Raw genomic sequence first — 14478 nt, forward strand, 5'->3', positions numbered from 1 at the left:
ATCGGTTTCGTGTATGCTTATACGAATATAATGTTAAAAATAGTTGTATTTACAGGGAATAATGAAGATAATTTTTTTGTTGAGGCAAACAAAATAATATATGGCCTTGAAAATCGGAAAGAAATGGAAGATTATACAGGTTTTAATATTAAAATGGGATATATATGTAATGCTAATGAAAATACGTTTGATTCTAAGAAAATCCCTGATTACCTGAAAGCACAACAACGTTTTGATTATTGCATGCTAAAAGAACTGATCAGTGAACAAAAAAAAGATTACTGCTATTTGTTGCATATAGAAGGAAAAGAGACCAGAGCCGATTTCACATATAACGTAATTCCATTGAGGCTATTTACGATTTTAAGGAGAGAATACAGAGGGAAAATATTTTTAAGTATAGATTTGGATAATAAGGATTTTGGAAATGCTGCAAGAATAGCAGGCTACATGTTGATTGACAATTTAAGTGAAATGTATTCTTGGGAAAGTGAATGGGAGTTGGCAAAAAATAAAAATGAATTCCAATTACATATAAAGTCAGACAGTCTAAAAAATAACCCGTTATATAATCAGGTATATATTAATACAGAAAAGATAAATCGTCTTCAAATACATGGTGTGGGCAGCTTAAATAAAATTCTGCCCTGTATATATTGGGATTGGGAATGGCAAATGATGTTCACTTCCAGTGTAAATGAAATCTATAAAGACTTTCGGGCTGTGGAAACTGAGAGCCGAAAGGGGATCCCGATTAAAAATGATTATATTTACAAACTCCAGAAAGGATTATGGGAATTTGCAGGCAGCGGAGATGTATTACAGGAAACATATAGTAATACTATGTCTGAAAACGAGTGGAAAAGATATTTCTATAAAACTATCATTTGTGATATATGCCTTGATAATTTGAAGGATAGTGGAGTGCTAAAGGCTACGAATGCACCAGAAGTATTCGCGCTTTGCGAAAATATGTCTGTTTTATCCTTGCTGTTATTCAGTGCTTTCTGTCACTTTGTATATGAAACAAGTAAAAAAGAACTTGAAAAAACTCAAATTAATAATTTATGTCAATCTGCTCAGGATTTTGCAGACGGACTATTACAGTTAATGGAAAATACGTTAGACTATGCTCAGGGAGGTTGCTTAAGTTTTCGGATTCATTCTGGGAATAGCAAATATTTTGAAAATCATTATGAAAACTTTACAATTAATGATCAATTATTTTATCTGGAAGTACTGATCACTGATTTAAATTATAATGAATCAATCCCGCAAAAATTTATCTCTAATCTGGAAAAAAGAGCGCTTACTGATGAGTTGTCAGAGGAACTCAAGGACAAGCTAGCAGATAAAATTACATTACAGGGTTTTTTTAAACCTGACCGAGATATGGAAAAGCTTTGGAATGAATATTATATGATTGCGGAAAATATTACCAATCATTATGGACTTCAACTTTTTAATACTTTGGTCAGTTATTATCAGGGGTATTTTTCTGTCTCAAGCGGAAGAAACAGTCTAGATCCATCATCTTATTTTGTCGTAAATTATGGAGAAAAGAAGGGGAAAGACATATATTCCAGAATGAGACAATGGCTGCCGGGGACACAATACTCTATCTTATTACCTATAAAAAAGCAGGAAGAACAAAAACGGGTCGGTATTGATATATATCCTTCGTTTGACGATATAGCATTAAAAAACAGATGGGGAAATACAAGAATCCGCTTTGATCAGTTGCTGAATGGTATTGAAACGGAAAAGGATAGTAGAGAAAATAAAAAAGAAAATATAAAAAAAATAGCAGAAAATTGTCATCAGAATTATAAAAAGAAAGAAGTTTTTGTTATCGATTTGAGAGGGTGCGCATGTATCAGATATGTAGAACTGTTGGCTAAAGCGATGATTACATTTATTTTACATCACCAAGGTGATAAGTTACGTGTAGCTATAATAAATGCCAGTCATGAATTTATGGTGGGTTTTACTAGGTTTTTTGCTATTTTCTACAATAAGAATGCAAGATGCACCTCAATGAAAAATGTACAGCTTTTTTTGTGTGACGATAGAAATAAGGCAGAAATAACCTTTGCGGGAGAGTCACTGGCAGCTGCTTACGCTGCCAATGAATTATGGGCAAATTCAAAAGGGGAATATAATGAATGCCTTGAAATATTACAGATTATTTTAGAACAGAGAATGGTAAAATCGTCACAGAGAAAAAAGGCATTTAAAGTGGCGCCATTTGAACTATTGATACGTGATGAAAATAATATAACGTTGTTTGAACAGCGGGTTCGAAACGATTTAATGCAAAATATCCAAAAGGAGGAGTTTGGATGTCTATTAAGTGATATCCATATGAGAGTCGGTGCGAAAATGCATGTGACTGATCATTTTTTTGAAACATTTCAATTATTTAATTCTTCGCTGTATAATTCGCGTTTTGCATATTTAATTGCCCATAATATAAAAAGTAAAATCAAAAATAGAATAAGTAATGATCTGGTGATTGTCGGGTATGATACTTACTCGGAATTACTAATACTAGAAACACAGAAAATTTTAAAACAAGTATACAATATTTCTGTGAGATGTTTGGTCTATGAACAATTTCCTCATCCCAGATTTCGAATGTGGAAAGATAATATGAAAAACAGCCAATTTGTAATTATCGTTCCTACAAGTACAACACTGACAACACATGGGAAAATAACCGTAGAATTAGCAAATCGGGTAGGGCACGATATTAGTGGACAAATCTTGATGAATATTGCTTTGATTCTAATTAGAGATTCTTCGGAAAAAACTGAAGAGGGGGATCCTGGAGATGCCGAAAACCCATTACAAAAGAATCTTTCAGTGGTTGAGCAAAATTATTGGTATTCCATTGATTCTGCCGAGCGTAGAGTCAGGGTAAAAACAAGTAAGCCGGAGACTATTGTATACAATGTTTTGGTAGAAAGTAAATGGCAAGAGCCTATGCGCTGCAAATCATGTTATCCAGCCAAATTGACAGATGAGAAACCAATCATTGAAGTGGATAGAGCCTCCGTTGTTCCGATGATTATGGCAGGTCCTCAGGAAAGCAGTCTCTCGCTAACTCCAAATATTTCTACTGATGAAGATGATTTAATTATACTAAAGGACGCCATGCTGTATGGACATATTAAACGAGAAAATAATCATTTTCAATATTATTTTAAAACAGATGAACTTATGCAGAATATTTTAGGAAACGAGTCTTATAAAAAGAGATATGATGAATGGCTGGAAAAAGTTAGATTAAAAGTATCAGCGCAGAAAGATGAGGTTAGAGAAATAAGAAAACATGAACAAATACCTCATGTCTATAATATATTAGTTGCACCGATCCATGAGACTAATGCTGCATTTTTAGAAACAATCAATAATGAGATCTTTCAGGGAGTTCCGATAGTATTATATATTGACAGCGACCGTGAATATCGTGAGAATATCCAAAGTAAATACAGTAATCTTACTGCATTATATAATAATATATCACATACAGGAAGGGCGGCTATTATTAATTTTCACTATGTTGACGATACGATTAACTCCGGTATTTCAATAAGAAGAACATATAGTCTATTGAAAAGTTTATTTCCTGAGCAGGCGTATAACCGAGACTCTCAGGTCAAAGTTAACCTTTTCCAAAATATTTTTCTGCTGTTAAACAGAAGTTCCAGGAGTACGGTTTCTGGGTTGCCATGTAAAGGTGTTTTTTTTGCATTTTTTAATTTACAGATATCAGGATTGAGAAATCATCATGAAAATGCCTGTGCATTGTGCTCTGAAGTCAGCAACTATGAAACACTAAAGATTAGAACTGTCACAAATGAGTTGACTGCATATTGGGAAAAGGCAATTGAAGACAAGAGAGTAAGGGGAGTACCTGAGGTGGAATACGGTGCTGAAAGACAAGAAAGATATTTCAGAAGACTAATTTGCACACATGAAATAAATCAAATGCTGCTTCGAATGAATTGGAATAGAAATCGTGACGAGAAAGTGAAGGATGAGTTAAAGGAAACAATTAAAAGACGTTTGACTATGCCGAATTATTCTGCTGATATGAAAATAGAGTATGTCATGGCATACTTTACAGTGCTTTCCCGCCCATATCTTTCTTATAGAAAAAGTATTTTAGATGTTGTTTTTCCATTTTTATTAGAAACAATGGAAGCAGTATTATCACTGTATGATAAAGGAAAGCAAAATATTGAAGGTACATTGACAAAGGATATCTATATCAATACATTTATAAAAGGATCAGCGAAATTAAAAAAAGATTTTATAAAGGTAATGATAGGAGCAATTTCCAGATTAGGTGCGTGTTATCTTATACGAGCTAAAGTAATTAACCGATTATTTAGTCTTGCAGAAGAACTTGAATTTGATCCCAAAGAGTTTGAATTGTTTTACGGTGCAGCTATAAAAAGGTTAATAACATTAGGAAAGGATGAGTCCGTCGGATTGTGGCTTGAATATCTCATTCTCACCGGCAAAGAATATGGACCCCAGAATGGAGAAAGGTTGAAAATAAATAGCAATTTCAGAGACTTTCTTTTTTATGAAAACACGTATATCATTGCCGATGCAGTAGACGAATTAGTATATAAGAAAATCAAGGTAGCCGATGAAATAACAAGCTATTTTGACAAATACTATTTTGATAATTTCAGGAAATTAATGTCTATAGATTATTTCGGAGAATTATCCGGGAAGTTATCCGAAACGGAGAATAATGAAATCAGGAAAATTTTATGGGGATTAGTTCGTTTTAAAAATCACTTAGAAGGTCAGGTGACAGATTCCGAAGCGGATAACTATTATGTATCTTTAATAAATATTATCAAAGACATCACTAATGCATCGTACCTGTGTATTTATGGAATAGATAATAATGACCAAATTTATATTATCAGCAGTCTGATCAGAGATTATTATTCTACGGGTTATTTTAGAAAGATTGAACAGGAGAGAAAGAAGCATATTTCGGATACGAATGATTGGAATGATACTGTATATTTTTACAAAAAGAACACTGTTCTGGTCTGTATTATGGGAAAAGGAGTAGATTGTGAAGAAAAGTCAGCAAGTAATGTATCTGTGAATAGAAATTCAAGAAATAATAATGATTTAAATTCAGATTCAATATGGATTATGCTGGAGTTTACAGAAGGAGATGCATTTTCTACAAAGACCGTGGCAAGTATGAAATTTGCTATTCGCAATATCCTAGTTTATAAGTATTTGTTATCAGAGCGTATCAAAGATGATTTCCGTAAAAATACCTTTAGCAGAATTAAAGAGCTATTTGTAAAAAATAAACTTTTAAGTAATCCTAAGACGGGGACGCACACACCTGATGAAATTCTGAAAAAAATTGAATTTGAACTAAAAGCCATCAAAAAAGAAGATATACAGGACAAAAGCATTCTTAAATGGGCTGGATTTTTGTTGCAAATGGCAGCCGACAGTCTAATCAGTAAGCTTTATGTTGAAAGTATAGTAGCGGGTTATGTAGAACAGGAACGTGTCCAAGAAAGTAATCAGGAAAACCTGCAAAATAACAACAGAATTGTTGTTCAGCTCTCTTTTGAAAAATTTGTTTTTACTGATGAAATCGAAGGGTTATTAATGCAAATGGAGTATCTTAATAAAGATCAGGAGGATCCTACATTAGCAAATATAAGCGTAGATAAGACAGCGGAAAAGTTTAACTTTTCTTGTCCGCCAGGGAGCAGATATTGTAACTTATTGATACTTGCGGCAATAGTTCAAAACGCAGTAAAGCATGGCCGAGTTGAAAGTAGTAATAGAGTACGAGTGGAAGTTTCTTCGGCTGGAAAATACCTGATTGTTAGGAACAAAATGAAAGAGATGGATGAGGTGAAGGGAGATGAGGCAGAGCAATCTGGGATAACTATTCCAGCATTGAAACATTATTTTATGAAAAATTTTGGCAGTGAATTGAAAGTCAAAGAGGATAAAAAAGCGGGTACGTTTGAAGTTCAACTGCCGGTCGTAAGATCTGAATAAGGAGGATGATGAAGGATGAAGGATCAAATACCGGTTTTATTTATTGATGATAAGAAAATCGAATTCAAAAAATTACGCGAAGTGTTCGATAGGCAAAAATATTTCCGCTTGATCAATGATACTCCTATATGTGATGAAGAAAGCAGTCGTATTTATAGTCGTGATGAACAGAAGAAGAAGATCATAAAGTTGATTGAAGAAAAAAAGGATGAGTACAAAATTATTTTGTTTGATTTGTCTATGAGAAATGAGACGGATAGAACTATTTTGGCAGAAGCCCTGGATAATTTGCTATGTGTTGAAATATATGAAGAAAAAAAGGAATGGTTCAAACAAGAAGGAAAATTATTTGTGTTTGTTTCGGGTTATGAATTTCCTGCCAATAATCGTAACATACGTGATCCATTCGATGTATTACAGGAGCGTTTTCCGCAGGCAAAATGCCTGAAAAAATCAACGGATCCCGAAGAATATTATGGTGGATGCGTAAGGTATGATGATGAGATGAATTCTTTGTGTGGAGGAACGTTTAAAAATTGCAGGAGGGATGAGTGCTTCAATAATATTTTAAAAAAATTTGCACAAGAAAGTGGAATTATATAAGAATAGGAGGTTACATATGGATTATAGTAAATATATTGAGGAATATCTAATACGACCAGACTCAAAATTTCAAGGGGAAGGGAAATACTTTCATTACACTTCTTTGGAGAGTTGTATCAATATGCTTAAACATACAGATGGAGAGTTTGAAATATGGGCGTCTCATTTGTCATTTCTAAATGATAAAGAAGAATTGATAAACGGTATGAAACTTATTGATCGGAAAGTTGAAGATTTATTGTTAAGCAAGGGGGATACTTTAAGCGATTGGATAGAGGAATATCAAGAGGGAAGGATGAATGAAGATAATTTGTTAGACGATATATATGTTGTATGTTTCTGTAGTAAAAGAAGCCTCTTGAGTCAATGGAAGTATTATGGCAAAAACAGTGGAATTGCAATAGAATATAATCTTGATTTTTGTGAGTATTCAGGTTATATTGCCAGCAATATCCCTTTTAAAAATATGAATCAGGAGTATCTTCCTAATTATGTAAATAAAGTCATATATGATAATATGGAAAAACAGGAAATCATTGATGCTTTTATAAAGGAACATATTTATAAAATTTATAATTCGGATGCTGAGCAGAGCGATATAGAGAAGAAGCGATGTATTTATAGGCAAATGGATAAATTGTATTCATTGGCTCCATTATTTAAACATGACTCTTTTCAAGAAGAAAATGAGTCTCGATTACTATTTTTCCCGCTTAGTATAAAGGGCTGTGAGACAGGAAAATTAGTAAACTACCGTAGTAGCGATGGTAAAATAGTCCCATATATGAAAATAAAAATTCGAGGACGGATGGAAGGCACAAAAAGAGAATCTGTGATTAAATCTTTAACGGTAGGGCCAGGGCAAAATCAGGACTTAATATTTGAAGCTTTAAAACATCTTGTGATAAACAAATTTCCTAAAAAAAATAGTAGATTTCAGATGATACAAAGGAAGGATTATTCGTACGTAAACGTAAATGGAATTGAAATAAGGAAAGTATCAACCCCTTTCAGAGGATAAATTAATAGTTTGTAAGGGAGGGAGTATCCCAAAGTTCGTTTTAATTCGTGTCGCAACAGTTTAGAATTTAGGCATTCAAAACTGTTGCGGCCATACATACAGCCCGCTTTTCAGCTTATTTACCTTCCCGAATATTCTCGTGCGGGCGAGTCCGAAATTGATTTTCGCTAAAGCTCTGAATATCATCACTACAACACCAAAATCCTTATCAAAAATCTACTCTCTACACGATTTTCTTATAATAAAAACAATACACCTGCAATTTTAGCTGGTTTACTGAGTTATTTACAAAGTATTTTCCCATCTAATTTGGTTTGGAATAAATTCCAATTTTTAACTATATCCATCTCACTAATATTTCCTATTTTATATTCTACTTTCCTTTTAACACTCGCACAGGGAAAAATATCGCCATTATTTGTGACATAAATTAACCATTTCCCAGCCGGACAGGTTTGAATATTACAACCATGCCTGCAGGGTAAAATATCTATTGCTCCGGAAGCTGTTATTCGAAGTTTATTTCTTCTTTTCATAGCATTCTGTATAACATTTTTATAATTCTGTTCGGTAACGCCTATGTCTTCCCAGCACTCCTTTGCCCTTCCTTGCCTGATCAGCTTAAGTATTCTTACTTCGGTTGCTCCTATACTTTCGGCAAACTCTATGATCTTATTAAAAGAAGACATATTCCTATTTGTAACCACAGAATTAAACCTAATCTCAATTCCTACAGCTCGTAAATGACTTATCGATTCTTTAATCATTTTGTATGATCCTTGTAATCTTGTCATCCAGTCATGTTCCTGTTCCAAATGACTGTATACAGACAAATAACATACTTTAAGACCACATTCTGCTAATTTTTCTGCATACTTTTGAGATATTGGCTTTGCCTGTCCTGAATCCGATATAATGCCGGTTGTAAATATTCCCAAACTGATGTCCGTTATCTGGGTTTGCAGATCATTGAGCATCCCGTCAAGATTTGTATATAAAAGTGGTTCTCCTCCTGTCAGAAAAACCTCTTTTTCCCCCTTTATGGCTTTTAGCAACTTAATCATATCCTGTTTAGAGTATTCCTTCTCCAACTTCAATTTCGACGCCATTGATGAACAATGTCTGCAACTTAATAAACATTGATTTATTATTTCAAAATGAATCTCCATTCCTATCCATCATCTTTCCATCTTCAATAAAATATTTTTTTACTTCATTCCAAATATCCTCTGCAATTTCATCTTGAGATTTATTTCCGTCAATAATAACATAATTTTCTTCGTCCTTTAATTTTTTGAACGCCTCTAAATACTTTTCTCTCACTTTTATCAATCTTGATTTTTTTTCAAATAATTCCTGATGGAACCTATTTTTTGCAATTCTTTCAACAGCAGTGTCCGGATCCACATCAATAAAAATGGTAATTGTTGGCTGTAATATCTCTTTACTTTGTGCGTTTGCCTGAATTACCCATTCCATTGGCATATCAATACTGTGATACGCATAAGAAGAGAAATAATATCTATCGGTAATTACTGTTGTCCCCTCCAAGATTTGCGGCAAGACTCCATCCACATCGTTTAATAAATGATCCAGTCGATCAGCAACAAACAGTCCAGCAATTACTCTATTATCAGTTTTTATCCTTCCGGTCATGATCTGATGAATCAATGAACCAATCGGCGAGTCTGTTGGCTCCATTGTCGTGTAACAATAAATTCCCAGATTTCTTAATTTATTTGATAATAATTGAATCTGAGTACTTTTTCCGCTTCCATCAATTCCTTCAAAAGCAATAAATTTTCCCTTTTTAACCTTCTGCCTCTTTTGTTCCCTGTTTTTCATAATTTAAAAACCTTTCTCGATTTTTTCCCATCTTTGCCATATATGCTTTTTCCAAATCTATATCTAATTGATAAGATAGTTTCATAAGATAGATAAAGACATCTGCCAATTCCTCTTGTATATCTGATTTCCTTTCGCTTAGTTTAAAATCTCCTCTTACAATTTTCTTTACAATATTAGCAACTTCACCTACTTCCCCAGTTAAAGAAACTAGTAAAAATTCCAGCATTTCGATATTAGAATCGGTAACTTTGCTGTCCCATTTAAAGTTGCCTCGATGCTTACCGTCAAATTCTTTTTGTAATTCTATTAATTCTTGTAAAGTCATGAAACTTCCACCTCTTCAAGCTCATTTATACTATTTATTATTGTTTCTAATAAATTATCTATATTTTCTGCATAAGATTTTTCTATATCGCTTTGAATCGACATAGTTTTATGTATTTTATCCAGTTCTTCATATACATCTAAAACTTGTTTTAAAAGTCCAATAAGCTCTTCGCTATATATTTCTTTTTCACCACTCTTTTTCATTGCTTTATTAGATGCTTTCATTGCTTTGTAAATAATCTCAAGCCCTTTCGTTTTTATAACGGTTTCCTGCCCATCTCTTTTTTCTTTAATCAACTGCGACAACTTCAAGAAATCCTTATAGTTTACAGCTGTGATAAGATCTGTTGAATCCATCACATCAATTTCTGACTTTAAAAAACAATGAAACTTATCTATCTTTTGTACTCTAAATGCCGATATTACAATTTCCACATTTTCAAATGTAATACCATTGTCTATTAATTTCTTCAATAAATAATCTATTTCACAAATATTTATTTTTAAAAACTGTTTTGCCTCTAATGCACGCAAGTGCATATGAACAATCAATTTTGTTTCGTGTTTTCCAAATTGAATCGATGCAAGTGATGGCAAATAATTCTTATCATCCAATGACTTCATTATATTTTCCATATTATATGTCGGCAATACTATTCGATTACTTGTGGGTTTTTTCTTCAATGCCTCAACGACATAGTCTATTCCACTCGTTTCTCCCATTTTATAATAAGAGCCATGATTAAAATATAACTCATCTGGCACCTCATCGGCTTGCCACAACTTGCCCAAATCAAAATATGACCATTCCTTATCTCCTATTTTCAGTTTATCTTCATAGAAAAATTTTTCTAAATCCTCAGCAAATTCTCTATATGTGGTTTTAAGTTCCATTCGCATATTATAAATTGGTGTCATCACATTCAATGTATCCATCAATTTCCGATATGCTTTTGAGAAGGTATTGCCTGAAAAAATATTACTTATTTCACAATTGTTCAAATCTTTTATATCCCACGGATCATTGCCTCCGTCTGCAATATATCTGCAATTTAAAATCTTTAGAAAAATATTATTCTTTAACTCAATAATATTAAATTGGGAATTCACGTTCGGATTATTTCTACTCAACAGTGCACCGGTTCCAATAATTTTACACTGATTTTGTCCTAAGCTTAAAATCTCTCTGCCGTGAATATGTCCATGCAAAACACCTATTACATCAAATTTGTCAATCAAATTAACTAACTTTGCTGCATTTCTAATAGGTGAACTATCCTCCTCAAACATGCTCATAACCGTATGATGCAGAACAATTATCTTTTTATTATCCTGTCCTAAATTTATTAATTCTTGTTCAAGCGCATCAAAGTCAATACATCCTTTTTCATACTGATCCCCTTCACAAGAATTCACAAAAATAATTTTAGTTTCCAAGCCCTCAATTTTAACCGAATAACACTTTCTTAATTTTGTTTTAGAAGGATGCGTATCATCTACTTTTGATATAAACTCCCACAAATCATCTATATGCGTTGCATCATGATTACCGGGACAACATTTTATAATAACATTATATTCATTTTCAAGCCCATTCTTAAAATCATTAATCAGATTTTCGGCTTTCTCATATCTTTTTTTTGTTTCTTCGCTCGAACCTGCTAACACTTTTTCACTGTCTATAATATCCCCACATAAACATATTAGAATTGTTTCATTTGAAGGAATCTGATTTTTTATTAACTCTACACTTTTCAAAAAAAGAGCTTTTTCTTCTGGCATTGTCCGTGAAGACGAACCTATGTGTAAATCTGCCATTTGTACAATATACATACTGATTATTTTCCCCCTTTGTAGAAAACCGGATATTCCGGATATTTAAATCCACCTAATGCTTCAAAATCATATAATGCGTTCATCCCCACTGTTTTCAGTTGTTCTTCAATCCCCTCTTCAGAAAGCCAACTATTTTGTTGTTCCAATGGTATTATCTCAACATCAACTTGTAATTTCCCAACCATATTTGCTGCAATCATTTCATAATTTCCATTCCAAATAAAATAATATCCTCCAAATTCAATAACTTGAATTAATGGCATATCTACTCCGTTTTTTATCTCATATACAACCTTCTGTAAAGTATCTGGATTAATTGATGCAATTGTTGTCATAGGATAAAGAACGTTAGGGCTTACACTTTTTATTTCATTCATAGACATTCCTCTTTTCTCATAAAATCATGATGCGAATTTTTCAATTGTATACATTTTACCACACTATTTATTTTTATAGTACTAATTTTTATATTTAATACCCATTCTAGAAATTTGGCAAAAAGGCAAAAATTTTTGCCATAACAATTGCAGCTCCTTTTTCGTAAATGTCAAATTCTTCGCTCTAAAACGCTTATAGGACGGTTAGTTTTTAGGCCGAATCACTACTTTATAGTATTTGTCTTCCTTCCTATAAGTATCGCATTGGTCAATACTTTATCACTAAGGATCATTGAAGTCTAACTGTCCGACTTTCTCTAAGAAGAAACAAAAGCGCATCCTGATAATTCACTAACTAAGACTTCCCATACCTGAAATGGGCTTCGCTCCTTGAAAATTCAATATTTCAGCTGACAAAATAGTGATTTATGCCCCTATAGCCTCAGGATGGAGTGCGTTACGCAGATATTTCGGCAGTCTTGCTTCAAAATCAGCAGTAAAAGCTGTCAATTGCTCATCGCTGAGTTTTAAGATTTCCTGAAGGCTTGCCATCAAGGCATCCATTAGGATGCCAAGTGATCTATGGAAAGTAATGTCCGCCATTTCATCAACAAGGAAAAAGAACAATTCGCCAAGCGTCCTCTGATCTTCATTTTGGCGCTGTTCCATTGCGAGTAACATGTATCTGGTAAACACGATAGCTACGTGAGCTGTCAGTGCATCATAGGATAAGCTGCGGCATTCTCCAATCAGATTCAGCATAGATTTGCAGGTCTTGAAGAAAACCTCAATCTGCCAGCGCTTTCCATAAACACGGATAATCTCTTCTTCGGAAAGGGTCGTATCTGTACAGATAAAAGCAAGCCAGTCCTTGCGATTTGCTTTATTCCTTACGCAAACGATTTTCGCCGGAATAGGATTCTCTTTTCCTACCATGACGTCAACAGAAAGCAGATACTTTGATCTGCCACGGCGTTTTTTGTTCCTGGAATAGATCTCTTTGATATTCAGCTGTTCACCACAGTATGAATACTTGATGCGGCTGCTTTTCTTGAGCATAGCAATCACATCCATCCCCTTTGAATGGATGGCTGTGATCTGTGCCGGGTTGGAAAACCAGGAATCAAAAAGGACATAATCAGCCTTTAGTCCTGCACTGAGAGCAGTATCCAACAAGGCCATCATTGCTTCAGGTGCTTTTGTCTGGGCAAGCTTGCGCCTTTTTCCTGCAATGGTTCTGTTATCAAAGTTCTTTACCGGACCGATAATATTTGCTTCTTTTGCAGATGCTAACAGACAGCTGTTTACCGGGATCAGTGTATTTCCGTCACTCCAGCTTAATGTAAGCATCCGAAACCCTTTTTTGAAATGCATATCGGTGTGGTCGAATACTTTTGATCCCAGTTCTGTTTTCTTGCAGCTGGTTCGACTAAAAAGGCTGTCATCAACAATGAACACATTTTTCCTGCTATCGTCCGTTAGATCTTTGAGATCATTATTGACGATATCAGCAGCCAGAAGAGAAGTAAAACGGAGCCAGTTTGTTTTTGCCGAATTTAGGAACCGATAAAAAGTGTTCTTTGAAAAATCTTCCTTAAAAGAGCCAGTTCGTTGCTGCATATACATGCTTCTTCCGACAAAAATGTTGCTGAGCTTGTAGCGGAGCAGAGAAACAGGTGAAACACCTTTTTCTTTCATCCCATTGCATTTGGCGAGAAGCTTGCCGACATGATGCCTGGAAAAAAATCTCTGAACACAATCAATTAACTCGTTCTCATCGCAATAGTTTTGTGGTATACTGGACATGGCATAAATCTCCTTTGTATAGATGGTTTTTCGTCAATTCCATTATACCAAACGGGACAGGTTTATGCCTTTTTTATTGGCTGAAATATTGAATTTTCAAGGTTCAACACACCGTATTGGTGTGGGAAGTTTTAGTATATAATAGTTGCACACAGATGAATAGTTGCACACAGATGTCAAGACTATTATTCTATGACCGAAACAGTTAGGTAACCAGGCTGTACGGGCGAGAAAAACGTGCCTGTATGATTTTTCAACCGGTCAGCCGGATGAATTGAGCACCTGTTAATGAGGAAAACGGCGGCAGCCTCGATCAGCACATCAGTGCGGTCTCCCGAATGGCACGGCTGTGTTCTATGCGATCCGGAAAAATTAGGGGAAAATGTTGTCTGTCAAGGCATTTTCGGGTAAAATAATATGGTATTTTTTATACAGTATAGTGTCCGATGGATCGGAGAACCTAATATATATAACCATCTTCGAAGAAAAGTTTGACAAAGGGGAACTGAAACTGAGAAAGTGGGATCACATAAGACGAGGTGAGCTGATGCAGGACACATATTGGAAGCAGTTTATGATGAGCGGGAAAAT

Annotated in this window: 9 protein-coding genes; 3 read left to right on the top strand and 6 right to left on the bottom strand. The window is 34.3% G+C overall.

Annotated features, from left to right (window positions below):
* Positions 1–9: 9 nt before the first annotated feature.
* From B5G27_RS12870 to B5G27_RS12880, 3 genes are read left to right on the top strand one after another with little or no spacing between them, the layout of a single operon-like run.
* Complete coding sequence (locus B5G27_RS12870; RefSeq protein ID WP_087179271.1) at positions 10–6069, top strand: hypothetical protein; 6060 nt, start codon at positions 10–12, stop codon at positions 6067–6069.
* A gap of 15 nt (positions 6070–6084) precedes the next feature.
* Positions 6085–6672, top strand: a complete 588-nt coding sequence (locus B5G27_RS12875; RefSeq protein ID WP_087179272.1) for a hypothetical protein — start codon at positions 6085–6087, stop codon at positions 6670–6672.
* Between the two features lie 16 nt (positions 6673–6688).
* Positions 6689–7693 carry a DUF2971 domain-containing protein gene (locus B5G27_RS12880; protein ID WP_087179273.1) on the top strand — a complete coding sequence of 335 codons (1005 nt, stop codon included), beginning with the start codon at positions 6689–6691 and terminating at the stop codon, positions 7691–7693.
* A gap of 281 nt (positions 7694–7974) precedes the next feature.
* On the opposite strand, the gene B5G27_RS12885 is transcribed toward B5G27_RS12880, so the two are convergent.
* From B5G27_RS12885 to B5G27_RS12910, 6 genes are all read right to left on the bottom strand, one after another.
* Positions 7975–8862 carry a radical SAM protein gene (locus B5G27_RS12885; RefSeq protein WP_087179274.1) on the bottom strand — a complete coding sequence of 296 codons (888 nt, stop codon included), beginning with the start codon at positions 8860–8862 and terminating at the stop codon, positions 7975–7977.
* Positions 8846–9538 (bottom strand): dTMP kinase, encoded by a 693-nt coding sequence (gene tmk / locus B5G27_RS12890; RefSeq protein ID WP_087179275.1) that lies wholly within the window; start codon positions 9536–9538, stop codon positions 8846–8848. Before tmk ends, B5G27_RS12885 begins: the two co-directional genes overlap by 17 nt.
* Complete coding sequence (locus tag B5G27_RS12895; protein WP_087179276.1) at positions 9504–9866, bottom strand: MazG nucleotide pyrophosphohydrolase domain-containing protein; 363 nt, start codon at positions 9864–9866, stop codon at positions 9504–9506. Before B5G27_RS12895 ends, tmk begins: the two co-directional genes overlap by 35 nt.
* Positions 9863–11701, bottom strand: a complete 1839-nt coding sequence (locus B5G27_RS12900) for a metallophosphoesterase family protein (RefSeq protein WP_087179277.1) — start codon at positions 11699–11701, stop codon at positions 9863–9865. The genes B5G27_RS12895 and B5G27_RS12900 overlap by 4 nt, the downstream gene beginning before the upstream one ends.
* Before the next feature lie 5 nt (positions 11702–11706).
* Complete coding sequence (locus B5G27_RS12905) at positions 11707–12081, bottom strand: hypothetical protein (protein WP_087179278.1); 375 nt, start codon at positions 12079–12081, stop codon at positions 11707–11709.
* Between the two features lie 426 nt (positions 12082–12507).
* The gene (locus B5G27_RS12910) at positions 12508–13887 is read right to left on the bottom strand and encodes an IS4 family transposase (protein WP_087179269.1); all 1380 of its coding nucleotides are present in this window, start codon (positions 13885–13887) and stop codon (positions 12508–12510) included.
* Between the last annotated feature and the right edge of the window lie 591 nt (positions 13888–14478).

Source organism: Lachnoclostridium sp. An76, assembly GCF_002161355.1.
Classification (GTDB): Bacteria; Bacillota; Clostridia; order Lachnospirales; family Lachnospiraceae; genus Mediterraneibacter; species Mediterraneibacter caccavium.

What these genes read in the sequence shown, in the direction of transcription:
- B5G27_RS12875 (WP_087179272.1), top strand. Translation starts at nt 6,085, where the DNA reads ATGAAGGATCAAATACCGGTTTTATTTATTGATGATAAGAAAATCGAA.
- B5G27_RS12910 (WP_087179269.1), bottom strand. Translation starts at nt 13,887, where the DNA reads ATGTCCAGTATACCACAAAACTATTGCGATGAGAACGAGTTAATTGAT.
- B5G27_RS12885 (WP_087179274.1), bottom strand. Translation starts at nt 8,862, where the DNA reads ATGGAGATTCATTTTGAAATAATAAATCAATGTTTATTAAGTTGCAGA.
- tmk (WP_087179275.1), bottom strand. Translation starts at nt 9,538, where the DNA reads ATGAAAAACAGGGAACAAAAGAGGCAGAAGGTTAAAAAGGGAAAATTT.
- B5G27_RS12895 (WP_087179276.1), bottom strand. Translation starts at nt 9,866, where the DNA reads ATGACTTTACAAGAATTAATAGAATTACAAAAAGAATTTGACGGTAAG.
- B5G27_RS12900 (WP_087179277.1), bottom strand. Translation starts at nt 11,701, where the DNA reads ATGTATATTGTACAAATGGCAGATTTACACATAGGTTCGTCTTCACGG.
- B5G27_RS12905 (WP_087179278.1), bottom strand. Translation starts at nt 12,081, where the DNA reads ATGAATGAAATAAAAAGTGTAAGCCCTAACGTTCTTTATCCTATGACA.
- B5G27_RS12880 (WP_087179273.1), top strand. Translation starts at nt 6,689, where the DNA reads ATGGATTATAGTAAATATATTGAGGAATATCTAATACGACCAGACTCA.